The organism is Lamprobacter sp. (genome assembly GCF_034860625.1).
Lineage (GTDB): Bacteria > Pseudomonadota > Gammaproteobacteria > Chromatiales > Chromatiaceae > Lamprobacter.
Genome location: NZ_JAYESN010000011.1, coordinates 59,186 through 75,985, shown reverse-complemented (window position 1 = coordinate 75,985; position 16,800 = coordinate 59,186). Strand labels below are relative to the sequence as shown.

The window sequence follows — 16,800 nt, the reverse complement described above, 5'->3', positions numbered from 1 at the left end:
GCCTTGCCTCGTGCTTAAATCAGGGGCGGAAATGGTTCAGATTGCGGCGGTCTGCATGGCAACAATCCAAACGGGGCTACTGGTCGTCGAATTAGCGCTTGAGCCCTGGGGCACAGCTCAGCAGGCACTGCTAGAGCTACTGCCGGCTGAGGAGCAATCCCGCATCCTGCGCTATCGTCGCGATGCCGACCGCTGCCGCAGCCTCACTGCGGCGCTGCTGCCGCGCCTCCTGATCAGCCATCAGCGCGCTCAGCCTTTAGCGCAAATCCATATCGAGCGTGGTCCGACCGGAAAGCCATTTTACCCCGCCGACCCTCAGCTCCACTTCAACCTCTCACACTCAGGGCAGTTTGTCGCCCTCGCAATCGGCGCATCGCCGGTTGGCGTCGACGTCGAGCAGGTGCGCCCGACCAGGGACTGGGATGCCATCGCCAAGCGCTTCTTCGCGCTCGAAGAACAGCAGTGGCTGGCCCGTTTCGATCAGGCCGAGCGCAGGCGCCGCTTCGTCGCTCTCTGGAGCCGCAAAGAGAGCCTGCTCAAGGCCACTGGCGAAGGCATCGCTGGCGGCCTCAGCAGCTTCTGCGCCATCGCTGAAGAGGATGCTGAGATCATGATCGACCATCATGGGCAACGCTGGTTCCTGCGCTCGTACCCGACCCTGCCCGGCTATGGACTCGCGCTCTGCTCGGGCTCGCCCGGTCTGCCGCCGCCACGCCGAGCCCAGGTGCGAGCTGCGCAATTCCTCGACGACATCAAGCCAGCCATCGCGGCATTGGTCGCCATGCGCCGGGTTGCAGCCGATGCCAAGGCACCTTAGGCTGCATCATGACTCTAAGGAAGACCCGAATTCAGATGACCCACCAGGGGTGTCCATGCTGACAACGACAAACAAGCTCGCGATGCCGCCGCTGATCACCACCAGCGCCGGTCAGGAACGGCGCGTCGGCGTCGAGATCGAGCTGAGCGGACTCAGCATCAGCGAAACCGCGGACCTGGTGCAAGAGACGCTCTTCGGCGCCGATGCTGCTGAAGTGCTGCATCCCGGACGCTACGAGATCGCTCTACGCGGTGACCCCGCTGGCGACTGGGAGATCGAACTCGACTTCGCCTACCTGAAAGCGCTCGGGCGGCGTGAGCGCAACGAGGACGACCTCGGCGCTGCGGTCGAAGGATTCGCCGAAGATCTGCTGCGCCTGATCGCCGAGCGCATCGTGCCAGTCGAGGTCATCAGCCCTCCGCTACCGCTCTCGCGGCTGGCTGAATTCAACCTTATCATCGAGCGTCTGCGCGCCGCAGGAGCCAGCGGCACCGCGGGTGATCCCACCTACGCCTTCGGCATGCAGCTCAATCCTGAGATGCCGGCCACCGACGTCGACAGCATCCGCCAGTATCTACAGGCCTTCCTCTGCATCGAAGACTGGCTGCGCGAGCGCGCCGCGGTCGACCTCACCCGGCGGCTCACCTTCTTCGCCGACCCTTTCCCAAAGGGCTATGTGCGCACCGCGGTCGCGCCCAGCTACTCGCCCAATCGCGCGCAGCTCATCGATGACTATCTCGCTGCCAACCCAACCCGCAATCGTGCGCTCGATATGCTACCGCTGTTCGCCCACCTCGATGAGGCACGGGTGCGTGAGCGGGTGCAGGACGAGCGGATCAAATCACGACCAACCTTGCACTATCGGCTGCCGAATAGCGAGGTCGACCGTCCGGGCTGGGATCTCAGCGGCCCCTGGCAAGACTGGCTAGTGGTCGAGCGCCTGGCCGCAGACCCGGCGCGGCTCGAGCGGCTCTGCGCCACCTACAGCGACTATCTCAACAACCCCCTTGGACGCCTCACCGGAGACTGGAGGCAGGAGTGTCAGCAATGGCTGAGCAAGAACGCCCTCCTCTAATCGCCGTCACCGGCCCGACGCGCGGCTCGCACGCGCCCAAGTTCCTGGTGCAGCTGGCCTTGCGCCTCGCCGGTGCGCGCACTGAGCTGCTCACGCCGGTGAACCCAAAGCCGGAGATCCAGGCCAAGGCTGATGGGGTCGTGATCACGGGTGGCCATGATGTCGACCCCGTCCTCTATGCCGCCGCGCCCGAGGTCAAGCCAAAATACGATCCAGAACGCGACGCACTCGAATCGGCCGTCATCGATCGGGCACTCGAGCGCGGCCTACCCTTGCTCGGCATCTGCCGTGGCGCGCAGCTACTCAATGTGCGCCTCGGAGGAAACCTCTTCCAAGAACTCCGCTCACGCCGCAAGCACACCTCCAACCGCTGGACCATCTTCCCGCTCAAGACCCTCTGCATCGAGCCCGGCACCGAACTGCAGCGCCTGATGGGTGGCGACCGCGCTCGTATCAACAGCCTGCACAACCAAGGCATTGACCGTCTAGGCGAAGGACTGATCATCGCCGGTCGCGACCTCGACGGTATCGTTCAAGCAATCGAAGCGCCCCTTCGCCACTGCGTTCGCGGCGTCCAATGGCACCCGGAATTCCTCCTCTACAACCGCGGCCAACACCAGCTCTTCAGTAGCCTGGTCGCCGCTGCTCGGCGCCGAAACAGGGGTTGATCTTGCGTGCCGCTGATGGTCACGGGCATCGCTCACAACCCCAGCTCGCGCCAGCGTCGCTCGAGCCGTTTGACCGAGACCGGATAGGCGGTGCCGAGCTGCTGGGCGAAGAGTGAGACGCGCAACTCTTCGAGCATCCAGCGGATCTCGTCGAGGCGCTCGTCTTGACGCTCGGCGGCTGCGGCAGCGGCGACTCGCTCGCGCCAGCGCTCGAGCAGCGGTGCCAGTGCTTGCATCCAATCACGGTCGCGGGTGGCGGCTTGCGGCAGCTTTTCGGCACGTTGCTCGAGCGCGCGCAGATAGCGCGGATAATCTTGCAGGTGCGCGAAGGGGATCTGGACCAGGAAGCCACGGTAGACCAGGCTGTCCAGGTGGGCGCGCATGTCGAGCACCGAGGGCATCCATTGCATCTGGGTGATGCCATCAAGCCGTTTCCGCACGGTCTGATAGGTGCCCAGGATGTTGGCGGCCAGGCCGCAGACCTCTTGCGCGACCAGAAACAGACGTGGCTTATTGGTCTGCAGGCGCTGCTCGAAGCTGGCCTGATCGCGGATCGGCGGCTGCCCTTCGGTGAAGGTCAGGTCGAGGATCAAGGCCAGCAGCTCATCGGCGAGATCGGGAGGTGATTTGGCGCCCGGCAGGGGCTCGGTCTGCGGCGCCTTAGCATATTGAAGTCGCAGGCGACCAAGGCCACCAGCGGTGTCGCAGAGACCTCGGCGCAATGTGCGCAGATCCGCGCCGAAGGCGAGCATGAACAGCCGCCGCAGTCCGCCGCGCATCGCCTCGGCGGCGCTGTGCTGAGCGTCCAGCACTCGGATGGCGACGGCGTCGCCTTGATCCACCAGGGCCGGCCAGCCGCGCAGCTTGATGCCGGCGCGGTCGAGGTCGACCGACTCCGGTAACGCGCCAAAGTCCCAGCGCTTGAGGCCATCGCGCTCGATCGCATGCCCCCAGACCACTGCGGGGTTGGCTGATCCCGATGCGGCAGCTTCCGATGCGGCAGCGGCAGCCCGTTGTCCTCCAGCCGTCGCACCTCCGGGCGTATGACCTCCAGACGTATTGGATTCACGCCCATTGCCGCTGGGCGTACTTCTTCCACGCGCAACACCTCCGGCCAGTTGACTTCCGTGCGCGCCAGCTTGGAGCGCATGACCACCAGGTGCATGCCTTCCAGACGGATCACTTCGAGGCACCGCTGCAAGCTGCCCTTCCGGCGCGCGCTGACCATCCCCAAACGCCCCCTCAGCCAGTCGGCGCTTGAGCCGCAGTAGATCGTCGTCAAACGCTAGGGTGTGTCCATCCAGATCGATCAGCCGCAGCTTCATGCGCAGATACGGCGGCAGCGCCGCCTCGTCCCAGGCATCCTCCGGCACCTGCACGCCGGTCAGTGCCTTCAGTTCCTCGCCCAGCGCGCGCACCAGTGGCCGGTCTGATGGCGTCAGCCGCGCTGCCACCCGCGCCGCGGTATCCGGCATCGGCACGAACGAGCGCCGCAGCGTCTTCGGCAGCCCCCGCAGCATCGCGGTGATGCGCTCTTCCAACAGCCCCGGCACCAGCCATTGCAGGCGCTCCGGCGAGACCTGGTTGATCAACATCGCCGGCAGTACCAGGGTCACGCCATCGGCCTCATGGCCGGGCTCGAAGCGGTATTCCAGCGGCAGCTCGGTGGCGCCGATCTGTAACCGATCTGGAAATTGCTCGCCGGTGATCGCGCGCGCGTCGTGCTGCATCACCTGCTCCAGGTCCATGTGCAGCAGTTTTGGCTGTTTCTGCGTCGCTTTACGCAGCCAGCGTTCGAACTGGGGCTTGGAGTAGATGCCGGAAGGCAGGCGCTGCTGATAGAAGGCGTAGAGGCCCTCCTCGTCGACCAGGATATCGCGCCGGCGCGACTTGGCCTCGAGCTGGTGCACGTACTCGATCAGCTCCTGATTGTGGCGCCAGAACGGCGCGCGGGTCTCGAAGTCGCCCTCGACCAGCGCCGAGCGCAAGAACACCTCGCGCGCCTCGGCGGGATTGATCGGCCCGTAGTTGACCCGACGGCGGCTGAATAGGGTAATGCCGTAGAGGGTGACCGTCTCAAAGGCGGCCACCTGGCCAGCGCGCGACTGCCAGTGCGGTTCTGACCAACTGCGTTTGACCAGATGCTGGCCCGCGGCCTCGATCCAGGCCGGCTGCACGCGAGCACAGGTGCGTCCGTACTGGCGTGTGGTCTCGACCCGCTCGGCGCAGATGATCCACTTCGGCGTCGCTTGAAACAGCGCCGAGCCGGGATGGATGTAGAAGCGGCTGCCGCGCGCACCCTGATACTCGCGCTGCTCGTCCTTGAGGCCGATGTTGCTGAGCAGACCGGTGAGCAAGGCGCGATGGACCTCCTCATAGGTGCCCTCGGCTTGATGGTTGACCGGGCGATGACTCGGATGGTTGTTCGCGTGCTTGCCCTGCTTCTCGCCTGTGGTCTTGCCCTCAAGCTTGCCCGCATGTTTGCTGGCAGCCTGCGTATGCTTGCCAGAGGCCTGTGCAGGCTTGTCGGCGACCCGTGCATGTTTCTCGGCCTGTTTGTCCAGGCCCTGCTCCCTGTTCTCGCGATAGCCAAGCTCGGCCATCAGCTCATGCAGCTGGATCTGGGTGTCGCGCCATTCCTGCACCCGATTCCAGGACAGGAAGTGCTGCTTGCACAGACGCTGGAACTTGCGCCGGGTCAGATGCCGACGCTCCTTCTCCAGAAACTCCCAAAGGTTGAGGAAGCCAAGGAAGTCGGAGTCTGGATGGCGGAAGGTGGCGTGGATCTCGTCGGCGGCTTGCTGCTGGTCGAGCGGACGCTCGCGCGGGTCCTGTACCGCCAGCGCGGCGGCGATGATGCTCAGCTCGCGCAGACAATGGTGCTCGGCGCCGGCGAGCAGCATACGGCCGATGCGAGGGTCCACGGGCAACCGCGCAAGCTGCTTGCCGATTGGCGTTAGGTCTCCGTTGGCATCGATCGCGGCCAGCTCTTCCAAGGCCCGATAGCCGTCCGAGATCAGCTTGGCATCGGGCGGGTCGACGAATGGGAAGCGCTCGATCTCGCCGAAGCCCAGCTGCTTCATCTGCAAGATGACGGCGGCCAGGTTGGAGCGGCGGATCTCGGGCTCGGTGTGCTCGGCGCGGGCGGCGAAGTTGTCCTCGTCATAGAGGCGGATGCAGACGCCCGAGGCGATGCGCCCGCAACGGCCCTTGCGCTGATCGGCCGAGGCCTGCGAGATGCGCTCCACCGGCAGGCGCTGCACCTTGCTGCGATGGCTATAGCGGCTGATGCGCGCGAAGCCGGGGTCGATCACGTAATGGATGCCGGGCACCGTCAGCGAGGTCTCGGCGACGTTGGTGGCCAGCACCACGCGCCGCGTGCCATGGGGCTGAAACACCCGCGCCTGCTCAGCCGGGCCTTGGCGTGCATAGAGCGGCAGCACCTCGGTCGATGGCGGATGATGCTTGCGCAGGGTCTCGGCGGTCTCGCGGATCTCGCGTTCGCCAGAGAGGAACACCAGTACATCACCCGGCCCCTCGCGGGCGAGCTCGGCGACGGCGTCCGAGATCGCCTGCTGCATCGCATCGTCGCGCTCACCGGCGTGCTCCTCCTCGGGTGGTCGGTAGCGGACCTCGACCGGGAAGGTGCGACCGGAGATCTCGATGATGGGCGCAGCGCGGCGCTCGCTGGTGCTCCTGCCGCAACCTTTAGCCGTCGTATCGGCGTCGGAATCGTTGTTTTTACTGCCGCCAGTGGCGGCGCTTTTACGCTCTGCCCCGGAGGCAACGGCATCGCGACTGTCAGCTGTATCGCTAGCGTAAAGGGTTTCGGCCGGGCTATTGGCATCACTGAAATGATCGGCGAATCGCTGCGGATCGATGGTGGCCGAGGTGATGATCAGCTTCAGATCGGGCCGTTTCGGCAGCAGCTGCTTTAGATAGCCGAGCAGAAAGTCGATGTTGAGACTGCGCTCATGGGCCTCATCGATGATCAGGGTGTCGTATTCGTTGAGATAGCGGTCGCGCTGGATCTCGGCGAGCAGGATGCCGTCGGTCATCAGCTTGACCGAGGTCTCAGGGCGCACCCGGTCGTGGAAGCGCACCTTGTAGCCGACCGTGCTGCCAAGCTCAGTGCCCAGTTCGGCGGCGACGCGGCTCGCCAGGCTGCGCGCGGCGATCCGGCGTGGCTGAGTGTGGCCGATGCGCCCAAAGACGCCGCGGCCGAGCTCGAGACAGAGCTTTGGCAGCTGGGTCGATTTGCCGGAGCCGGTCTCGCCGCAGAGCACGATGACCTGATGCTTGCGCAGCAAGGCGGCGATCTCGTCGCGGCGCTCACTAACCGGTAGCTCGGGCGGAAACGGGATCAGACTCGGGATGGCCGCACGCCGAGCGTCGACGATCGCGCGCGACTGGTCGATCGCGCGCGCAAGATCGCGCCAGTGGTCATGATCGCTTGTCGATTCGGAACCCGACGCCCCCCCAGTACCCGACACTGACAGCCGTTTCAGCGCACGCTTGAGCCGGCGGCGATCCTTGAGGAGGCATTGGGCAATAGCTGCCAGCGTATCTTGGCGGCGCGTAGACAAGGCAATCTCGTAGACAAAATATGAAGAGGATGGACCCTTGTGCGAATCAGCCTCCTGGGCGACGCGGATCAGTCGAACTCCCTGTCACCCTTGCTAGACATCGCTCTGTACCTGTAGATAGCCCGCTCTTGCCCAGAATATAGGGGCTTTGCTCGTCCTTTCTGTACGCGTACAACCATGACTCATCTCGATGCCCTTCTCAGCCTCGATCACCCCGACGACTACGCCCGTTGGCGCGACCGGAAGCTTGCCCAGGCGCCGCAGCGACTCGAGGAGCTGATCGTCGAGGTGCGCGACCCGCGCCAGCTCAGTGATGCCGAGCAGGAGGCCATCGTCGACCGATGTCGGCGCGCGAACCTGGCGATCTATGTGACGGCACTCGACAGCGACCCCGACAAGCTGATTCCACGACGGCTCGGTGAGCAGCTCGGGCTGGGGCAGCTCGATCACAACCCAGGCGCCGATGAGGATGCCATCACCGCTCTCAGCGTGCAGACAGATGCCTTGCGTCGCGGCTACATCCCCTACACCGACCGGCCCATCGCCTGGCACACCGATGGCTATTACAACGCCCCAACACGGCAAATCAATGCCTTCATCCTGCATTGTGTGCGGCCAGCCGCTGCGGGGGGGGTCAATAGACTCATCGATCCGGAAATGCTCTACATCCGCCTGCGTGAGCGCAACCCGCTCTACATCAGGGCGCTGACCCATCCAGCCGCGATGACGATTCCGGCCAACATCGTCGATGGCGTCGAGCTAAGGCCTGCCAGTATCGGACCGGTGTTCCGCCGGGGTGAGGCTGGCCATCTCGCCCTGCGCTATACCGACCGACGGCGCAATATCCAGTGGCGCCCAAACGCGCAGACCGAGGCGGCGGTAGAAGCGATTCGCAGCTTGCTTGATGATCCGCGAACACCCCGCTTCGAGGCGCGGCTCGATCCGGGTTGGGGGCTCGTCTGTAACAACGTCCTGCACAGCCGCAGCCGCTTCGAGGACAGCGCCGATCAAACCCGACTGCTCTATCGCGCCCGTTATTACCGACGCATTGCTGATACCTGAGCTGTTCGACCACCCCGAAACCATCAAACGCCACGACCCCCAGAGTGGATCGTGGCGTTCCCAGTCCGCCGGCGCGGCCCCCTGTTTCCTTTAGCGCGGGCTCGGTACAGGACGCGGGGGCATCGGCGAGAACTGCGGACCCCAGGTCGGGATAGGCCGACTTGGCATGAACTTGCGTTGCTCGACCGGCGGTGTGAAGGTACCAGGAATCTGCGCCGGCGGCTGCTGCGCGACAGGGAGCGGTTGTGCTTCAGCGGGAACGCTGGCTTCCTCAACATCGGCATCCGTCTCGGGTTCACTGCTTGCTGTTTCAGCGGCACCCGGCTCGGCTGGAGCCTCAGCGGCAGGAGACGCGGACTCTTCAGCGGGCGCCTCGGCCATGGTCTCTGACGCAGTCATGAGCTCTTCTGCTGAGGCCGATCCTGATTCAGACTCAGCGGCTTCGTCGGCTGCCGCTGCCGTTTCGGCGGTTGCTTCTGATGCAGGCGCCGCAGCCGTCTCTGCGACCTCAGCCTCGCCGGCATCAGCCCCAGTTTCCGCCTCAACTTCCGCGGCCGGAGCAGCCGCTGATTCAGCGGTCTGCTCGGCCTCGGCGGGTGCCTGTTCGGCGATCGCTTCTTCAGCGGCCTCGGCAGGCGCCTCTTCTGCGGTCTCTTCTGTCGCAGCCTCCACGGGTGCTTCTTCCGCAGTCTCGGGCTCCGTCGAAGCGGTTGCGGCATCGTCCGCGGATGCCTCCGGCTCGGCCGCTGGAGCAGGCTCAGGTGTCGTTTCCGCTGCCGGCTCTGGCTCCGGCGCCGTCACAGCAACCTGACCAATCGGCGAAAGGTTAGCAGCGACCGTCGAGGGCGGCAGCGGGGCATCACCTTTGTCATCCGCCAGCAGAACGTAGGCAGTACCAACGACCAAGAACACCGCTACAGCCTGGACCGACAGCATGCCGATGTCTTTTTGGTTAAAGGTCTCAAGTAAAGAACTGAGACCGGATTTATTCTCACTCACTGAAATCTTCCTCTTCGGGCAAGTTCGCGCCGCACATGGGACAGGCCAAAACCGTGTGAAGACTGCCTGAATCCGCGTCTGGGTTCAAGGCGTAACCACATGGACAGCAGAGAATATTGGGCCCAAGGCCCCTCTCTGGCGAGCCATCAGGCGCCAGTTTGGCCCATTATGAGCCCAATCGGCCTCCAGATGTGGGTTGTGACTAAGCCGCAACCACAGCCTCGTCTGACACCTGCACCTGCCTTGGCACGGACGCCTGGCTGCGCCTCGGCAGGCTTCGCTGATAGACCACCTCAACCGCCGCATCCGCGCCCAGCAATTGCCGCAACCGTTTCAGCATGGCATCACTCGGCTCGACCTTCCAAATCGCGCTGAGGCGCATGACCACCGCTGCGCCTGGACGCCGATACTCAAGCAGCACGGGCAGCCCGGTCTCAAGCCGATCAGCCTCAAGCGCCGTCGCCAGCGCCTGCACCACGCCCGTGCCGCTCGCATGCGCAGCTGGGTCGCTGAGATCGAGCCGCAGCGCCAGATGATCGGCGAGTTTGGCACGTGCCTCGGCAAGGGTGCGCACCTCGGTGGCGGTGAGCGTCCAGCCATTGGTGAAATTGTCCGGGCGCAGACTGCCGGTGACCGCAATGATCGCATCCGGAACGAGCAGATGTCGCACCTGCTCGAACTGCTCGGGGAACAGGGTAACCTCGATGCGGCCGGTGCGGTCATCCAATGTCACTGTGGCCATGCGACCACGCGCGGTCTTGTTGGCGCGAATCGCCATGATCAGGCCGACCAGGGTGCGCTGCTCGCGATCCTGCCCGCGCGGTCCAAGGGTCGCTCCCAGCCCCTGAGCCGTCTCCAGCAGCCGGCCAATACGCTGCGAGACCATCGCATTCAGCTCGGCCTCATAGCGGTTGATCGGATGCCCGGTCAGATAGAGCCCAAGCGTCTCCTTCTCGCCCAGCAAGCGCTCATCCTCATCCCAATCTGGCCATGTTTGCGCTGCGATCTGCGGGTCCGGCACCACCGCCGCGGTCTTGCTTGGCGTGGCATCCAGCGCACCAAACAGGTCGCCCTGCCCGGCCGCCTCCTGTGCATGATGTTGCTCGGCAAGCTTAAGCGCCAACGGCAGCCTGTTGACCAGCGTGGCGCGATTCTCGCCCAGCTCGTCCAAGGCTCCCGCTCGAACCAGCGCCTCAAGCACACGCTTGTTTGCCTTCTGCAGATCAATGCGACGACAGAAGGCCCAGAGATCCTCAAACGGGCCGCCTTGCTGGCGCATCGCCAACATCGACGCGATCGCCGATTCGCCAACCCCCTTGATTGCACCCAGCCCGTAGACCACCGTCTCATCACCGTCGATGGTGAACCTCAATTCGGAGCGGTTGATCCTCGGCGGCTCGACCTTGAGCCGCATGCTCCGGCACTCATCGATCAAGGTCACGACCTTGTCGGTGTTGTCCATATCCGCCGAGAGCACCGCAGCCATGAAGGCCGCCGGATAATGCGCCTTCAGCCAGAGCGTCTGGTAAGACACCAGCGCGTAGGCGGCTGAATGGCTCTTATTGAAGCCGTAACCGGCGAATTTCTCCATTAGATCAAAGATGTAGGTCGCCACCTTCGGGTCGACCCCACGCTCGGTCGCGCCCTGCTCGAAGATCGCGCGCTGCTTCTCCATCTCCTCGGCCTTCTTCTTGCCCATCGCCCGGCGCAGCAGGTCGGCGCCGCCGAGCGAATAGCCGGCCAAGACCTGCGCGATCTGCATCACCTGCTCCTGGTACAGGATGACCCCATAGGTGGGCTTGAGGATCGGTTCTAGGTCCGGATGCGGATAGGCGACATCGGCGCGGCCGTGCTTGCGATCACAGAAATCGTCGACCATCCCCGACTGCAGCGGGCCGGGTCGGAACAGGGCGACGAGCGCGGTCATATCCTCGAAGCTGTCGGGCTGCAGCTTGCGGATCAACTCCTTCATGCCGCGCGATTCGAGCTGGAACACCGCCGTGGTCTGGCAGGACTTGAGCAGCTTGAAGGCGTCCGCATCATGCGGGTCGATCAGATTGATATCGAGCGGCGCCTCGCCCTTGGCCTGGCGCTCGGCATTGATGGTCTTGAGTGCCCAGTCGATGATGGTGAGGGTGCGCAGACCGAGGAAGTCGAACTTGACCAGCCCGGCCTGCTCAACGTCGTCCTTGTCGTATTGGGTGACGAGGTTGTCGCCGTCCGGCTCGCAGTAGAGCGGTGCGAAGTCGGTGAGCTTGGTCGGCGCGATCACCACGCCGCCAGCATGCTTGCCGGCATTGCGGGCGATGCCCTCGAGCTTGCGCGCCATGTCGATGATGCCGGTGACGGCCTCATCGTCCTTGTAGGCGGCGGCCAAGTCCGGGCTCTCCTCCAGCGCCTTGTCGAGCGTCATCTTCAGCTCGAAGGGCACCATCTTGGCGATCTTGTCGACAAAGCCGTAGGGATGCCCGAGCACCCGACCGACATCACGCACCACCGCCTTGGCCGCCATGGTGCCAAAGGTGATGATCTGCGAGACCGCCTCGCGGCCATACTTGCCGGCGACATAGTCGATGACCTCGTCGCGGCGGTCCATGCAGAAGTCGACATCGAAGTCGGGCATCGAGACGCGCTCGGGATTCAAGAAGCGCTCGAACAGCAGCTCGTGCTCGATCGGGTCCAGATCGGTGATCTTCAGCACATAAGCCACCAAGGAGCCGGCACCAGAGCCGCGCCCTGGCCCCACCGGAATGCCGTTATCCTTGGCCCAGCGGATGAAGTCGGCGACGATCAGGAAGTAGCCCGGGAAGCCCATCTGGCAGATCACATCGAGCTCAAGCTGTAGGCGCTCGTCGTAGACGCGGCGCTGCTCGGTAAAGGCGGGCGCATTGCGATCGAAGGTCCGATCGAGCCGCCATTCGAGCCCGGCGCGCGATTCGGCGGCCAGGTGTTCGTCGATGCTGAGCCCCTCGGGCACGGGCGAATCGGGCAAAAAAGTCTCGCCCAGGCGCAGCGTCAGGTTGCAGCGCTTGGCGATCTCGACGCTGTTCTCGAGCGCCTCGGGGAGATCCGCGAACAGCTCGGCCATCTCCTCGGGCGTGCGCAGGTATTGTTGTGGGCTATGGCGGCGCAGGCGACGCGGATCATCGAGGGTGTGGCCGCTATTGATGCAGACGCGCACCTCATGGGCCTCAAAATCATCCGCGGCGAGGAAGGCGACATCATTGGTCGCCACCACCGGTACGCCCTTGGCAATCGCCAGCTCGACACTGGCCTCCACGCAGCGCTCCTCGTCCTCCCGCCCGGTGCGGATCAGCTCGAGATAGTAGCGGTCGCCGAAGGCCTTGAGCCAATCGTCGAGCAGGCGCTCGGCCTCCTCCTGATAGCCGCTGAGCAAGGCGCGCTGCACGTCGCCACCGGTGCCGCCAGAGAGCGCGATGAGCCCGTCAGCGGCCTCGAGCACCCAGGCACGCTCGACCTGCGCAATGCCGTCCTTCTGCCCCTCGGTATAGGCACGCGAGATCAGCCGGGTCAGCGCCGTGTAGCCGCGCTCCTCGTGCACCAGCAGCACCAATCGATGCGGTTTGCCCGGATCAGCCGGATTGCGCACCGCCAGCTCGCTGCCGGCGATGGGCTTGACGCCAGCGGCCAGCGCGGCCTTATAGAAGCGCACCAGGCAGAAGAGATTCGTTTGGTCAGTGACGGCAACCGCGGGCATCCCCGCCGCCACAACGGCCTTCGCCAGCGGTTTGATCCGCACCAGACCGTCGATCAGCGAGTACTCGGAGTGCAGATGTAGATGAATGAAACGGGGCTCCGACGACAAGGCGCGCTCCAGAGATCAGCGGGAGGGAAGGCACCCTAGTCTAGCGATTGCATTAGATGCTGTCTGCGGCTCGCACCAGACCAGTCGGTTCAGCCGCTCGGAGTCGCCACCACCAGGTCGCCGGACAAGACAGCCGTCTCAGTCCAACCGGCAACTAGTCGATCGCGCAAGCGCCTTCCGCACAGCGGCGTCGAAACCGCCGCTCGGCGAAGCGCCGATAGCCCCATTCGAGGGGTCCTGTCAGTCGCAGCCCGGTGACCAAGCCTGCGAGCAAGTGCCAGCCTGGCAGTCGCTGCCAGATCGCGACAAAGGCGTCGACGCCACTGAGCAAACGGCCATCGGCCTCTTGCGCATGCAGTCGACGCATCGCGCTCGACAGATCAAGTCCTGCGCTCGCCAGCCTGTCTGCCTCTTGGGTGATATCGACCCAGTGAATCCGCTCTTCCTGGTCGATCTTGCGATAATGGGCGATCTCGCGGCTGCAGAGCGGGCAGCCGCCATCGTAGAAGGTGGTCAGACGGGTGGACAGCTTAGGCATGATTCGGTCCCGGTGAAGTAACGATAGGTATTACGGCTCTCCTCCTTAGCGCGATACAGCGCGATATCGGCATTGCGCAGCAGCACGTCCGCATCCCTGCCGTCGTCAGGATAAAGCGCCACGCCGATACTAATGGTCATCGGCACCCTGTGATCCTCAATCTCGATCGGCGACTCAAAAGCCTGTAACAGCTTTTGGATCACTGGCTGACCCTGATCCGACAGGGAGAGTTCCTCGAGTAAAACCACGAATTCGTCACCACTGACGCGCGCGACCGAATCGCTGGCCCGCAAGGCGGCGCGCAAACGGCGACTGGCCTCACGCAGCACCGTATCACCAGCGCGATGGCCGAGCTGGTCATTGACCTGCTTGAAACGATCGAGGTCAACAAAGGCCAGCGCGAGCCGGCAGCGATTGCGCAAGGCGGACTGGATCGCCCGCTCAAGCAGCCCTTCCAGCAACAACCGATTGGGCAGTCCGGTGAGGCTGTCATGATGGGCCAGATGGTGCAGTCGCTCCTCGGAGGCCTTGATCTGGGTGATATCGCTAAAGACAGCCACATAACCCGTTGCCACGTCTTGCTCGTCCTTGACCAGACTAATATTCAGCCACTCGGGATAGATCGCCCCATCCTTGCGTCGATTCCAGATCTCGCCGCGCCATTGGCCAGTGCGCAGCAAGCTGTTCCAAAGCGCTGCATAGAAGGCGGAATCATGACGTCCCGACTGCAGAATGCGCGGATTCTGACCGATGACCTCGTCGCGTTGATAGCCCGTGATCGTGCAAAAGGCCTGGTTGACATCACGAATCCGGCCTTCAAGGTCGGTGACCGTCACGCCTTCGGTGGTGTTCGCAAACACCGCTGCCGCCTCTCGCAGCTGATCCTCGGCGCGTTTTCGCTCGGTGATATCCTCGACGCTGAAGGCAATCCCTTTGCTGATATCCTGTCGATCCAGCGGTGATGAGCTGATGCGAACATCGATGATCTGGCCGTCTTGGCGACGAAAGCGCGTCTCGATCACCCCTAGACCTTGAGCACGAATCTGCGCGTATTTCTCCCGCCCAACCCGTTGATAGTCGGCCTCAGACGGGTAAAGAAAACGCGTATTGCGGTCTAGGAGCTGGTTGAGCCTGTAGCCGGTGATCTCGCTCATGCGACGATTCGCGCTCTTGATCTCGCGATGCCTGATCAGCCCTAAGCCAAACGGAGCGGCAGTGAAGATGCCTTTCAATCTTGCCTCGCTCTCGCGAATAGACGCCTCGGCTTGATCACGCCGCACCACCCCTTCGACCAAGGCTCGCGTGCCCAGGATGATCCCGGTCAGGCCAACCAGCCAGATACCCAGATTCGCCACCGCCAGATTCAGGATCTGCCGCTGACGGGTCGCGGCAAAGGATGCGTAGGGAATCGAGATGCTGATCCCACCACGGATATCGCCGAGCCTGTATCCCTGCTCCGCATGGCATTTCAGGCAAGCCGCCTCGGTCACCAAGGGGCGCATCAGCCGCAGGTAGCGTTGCTCGCCAATCTGAGTGACGCCGCTCACCTCCTCAACACCTTGTTCAAAGGCCAGCAGTGCTTCGCGCTCCCAAGCGTCCGCTGCGTTCTCTGGACGCAGTGGATCAAGGCTGGTCAGATGACCAATCACGTCTGAGCCAGCCGCCACCAGCTCATGCACCTGGCGGGTCATGTAAGACGGATTGATCAAGGTGAGGCGCTGCCCCTGGTCCGTGGTGACATCGCGATTCGGCACCTCCAGGTAGGGATTCGGCGGCGTCCGCTCGCTCACTGGGGCATAGACACCGCCTTTTGTCGCATTCCAGCGCCGATAGGCGATGTCTCGCTCGATGTAGGCACGCGCATGGATGCGGTCGAGCGCATCGGCTGAACGCAAATAATCGGTCATCATCCAGGCCGTGAGCGCTGCCATCACCAGCGTCCAGGCCAGTATCCACAGCCACTGAAAGCGTCTGATACCCCGGATCTGGGCTTGACCGACACGATTTTGGGCAGTGCCAGGGCGAGATGGCGTCATGGAGATGGAGCACAGGTCTGAAGGGAGGTGCCAGACATGATCATCGGGCGATGAGGTCACCGGGCGATGATTCATCATGCGGCCCAGATTGCCTGAGAATGGCTTCACAAACACGCAACATTGTCGATTTTATTGATATCGATCGCCTGATCCCGATCGCCTGATCCCGATCGTAGAAGTCCCCCATGAACCCCTTAAACCGGTTGACGCCGCCATTAGCAACGAGATTAGCCCTGAAATCGACCCTAAAATTTAGGCATGAAACCGATGCGCATCCTCTTCACCGCGGTCTCCCTTGCTTTGCTCACAGCAAGTTGCTCGACCCTGCAGTTGGCTTACAACACCGCTGATTTTTTCATCACGCGCTATGCCGATGATTATCTCGACCTCGACGGCGCCCAGAGGCGCGACTGGTCGCCCCGGCTCAAGGCGGCACTCGAGCGCCATCGCGCCGATGAACTGCCCTATCTGGCAGGCTTTTTCGAGCAGGTCGCGCAGCATGCGCGCACCGGCTTCACCCGCTCCAATGTCGATTGCCTGCTCGATCAGTTCGAAGCCCTCTACCAGCGTCATGCCCAGATCGCCACCGCCACCGCGGCGCCGCTGCTCGCCAACCTGAGCCCAGCACAGATCGACGCGCTGGCCAAGACCTTCGCCGAGGAGCACGAGGAAGACGCCGCCAAGGCCAATGCCGAGGATGCCGCGCGCCGCGCGCGCAAACGCGCCGAGCGCTATGTCGACAACCTGCGCTGGTGGTTCGGTGAACTGAGCTCCGAGCAGCGCGGGCTGGTACGCGACATTGCCCGTCGCATTCCGGACACCGCACCCGCCTGGTACGCCTACCGGCATGCCCAGCGTGAGGCGCTGATCGCCCTGCTCCGAAGCGACGCCTCGGCAGCCGCCATCGAGCAGTTCCTGGCCCAGTGGTTGGTCGACTTTCAGGATCTACCCCGCGCTTTAGCCAACGCTCAACTAGCGCTGCGCGAGGCCTTCGCCAATCTGCTCCTGCGTCTGCAACCAACCCTGAGCAACGACCAACGCGAGCGCCTCTTCGGCCGGCTCGAGGGGTTGCAGCGGGATTTCATGCGCCTGCAACGCCATCCAACCGTCGAGCAGATGCACTGTGCAGCACCGGCTGAGTCGTGATGAACCAGATCAAGCCTTGGCTTTTGCGAGGATAAAGATGTGAACAA

Annotated in this window: 10 protein-coding genes; 5 read left to right on the top strand and 5 right to left on the bottom strand. The window is 63.7% G+C overall.

The window, feature by feature from the left end:
- From VBE63_RS04920 to VBE63_RS04910, 3 genes are all read left to right on the top strand, one after another.
- The coding region (locus VBE63_RS04920) for a 4'-phosphopantetheinyl transferase family protein (RefSeq protein ID WP_323681882.1) at nucleotides 1-817 on the top strand (817 nt) is incomplete at its 5' end.
- A gap of 55 nt (nucleotides 818-872) precedes the next feature.
- Nucleotides 873-1,892: an amidoligase family protein gene (locus tag VBE63_RS04915; RefSeq protein WP_323681881.1), complete on the top strand. Its 1,020-nt coding sequence runs from the start codon at nucleotides 873-875 to the stop codon at nucleotides 1,890-1,892.
- On the top strand, nucleotides 1,865-2,560 hold the full coding sequence (locus VBE63_RS04910) for a gamma-glutamyl-gamma-aminobutyrate hydrolase family protein (protein WP_323681880.1): 696 nt from the start codon (nucleotides 1,865-1,867) through the stop codon (nucleotides 2,558-2,560). Before VBE63_RS04915 ends, VBE63_RS04910 begins: the two co-directional genes overlap by 28 nt.
- Nucleotides 2,561-2,592: 32 nt before the next feature.
- Here the strand turns inward: VBE63_RS04910 and VBE63_RS04905 are convergent, their stop codons facing one another.
- Nucleotides 2,593-6,978, bottom strand: a complete 4,386-nt coding sequence (locus VBE63_RS04905; RefSeq protein ID WP_416274503.1) for a DUF3418 domain-containing protein — start codon at nucleotides 6,976-6,978, stop codon at nucleotides 2,593-2,595.
- 345 nt (nucleotides 6,979-7,323) lie between these two features.
- Between VBE63_RS04905 and VBE63_RS04900 the strand changes: the two genes are divergently transcribed.
- Nucleotides 7,324-8,208, top strand: coding sequence for a TauD/TfdA family dioxygenase (locus VBE63_RS04900; protein WP_323681878.1), 885 nt, complete (start codon nucleotides 7,324-7,326; stop codon nucleotides 8,206-8,208).
- A 90-nt stretch (nucleotides 8,209-8,298) separates the two neighbouring features.
- Here VBE63_RS04900 and VBE63_RS04895 read toward each other — a convergent pair whose 3' ends face one another.
- The 4 genes from VBE63_RS04895 to VBE63_RS04880 form a co-directional block, all read right to left on the bottom strand.
- On the bottom strand, nucleotides 8,299-9,207 hold the full coding sequence (locus VBE63_RS04895) for a hypothetical protein (RefSeq protein WP_323681877.1): 909 nt from the start codon (nucleotides 9,205-9,207) through the stop codon (nucleotides 8,299-8,301).
- Between the two features lie 202 nt (nucleotides 9,208-9,409).
- The gene (dnaE, locus tag VBE63_RS04890; RefSeq protein WP_323681876.1) at nucleotides 9,410-13,033 is read right to left on the bottom strand and encodes a DNA polymerase III subunit alpha; all 3,624 of its coding nucleotides are present in this window, start codon (nucleotides 13,031-13,033) and stop codon (nucleotides 9,410-9,412) included.
- A 154-nt stretch (nucleotides 13,034-13,187) separates the two neighbouring features.
- On the bottom strand, nucleotides 13,188-13,571 hold the full coding sequence (locus VBE63_RS04885; protein ID WP_323681875.1) for a DUF393 domain-containing protein: 384 nt from the start codon (nucleotides 13,569-13,571) through the stop codon (nucleotides 13,188-13,190).
- Nucleotides 13,547-15,607, bottom strand: coding sequence for a diguanylate cyclase domain-containing protein (locus tag VBE63_RS04880; RefSeq protein ID WP_323681874.1), 2,061 nt, complete (start codon nucleotides 15,605-15,607; stop codon nucleotides 13,547-13,549). Before VBE63_RS04880 ends, VBE63_RS04885 begins: the two co-directional genes overlap by 25 nt.
- A 267-nt stretch (nucleotides 15,608-15,874) precedes the next feature.
- On the opposite strand from VBE63_RS04880, the gene VBE63_RS04875 reads away from it, so the two are divergent.
- Nucleotides 15,875-16,753: a DUF6279 family lipoprotein gene (locus VBE63_RS04875; protein WP_323681873.1), complete on the top strand. Its 879-nt coding sequence runs from the start codon at nucleotides 15,875-15,877 to the stop codon at nucleotides 16,751-16,753.
- Nucleotides 16,754-16,800: the final 47 nt, after the last annotated feature.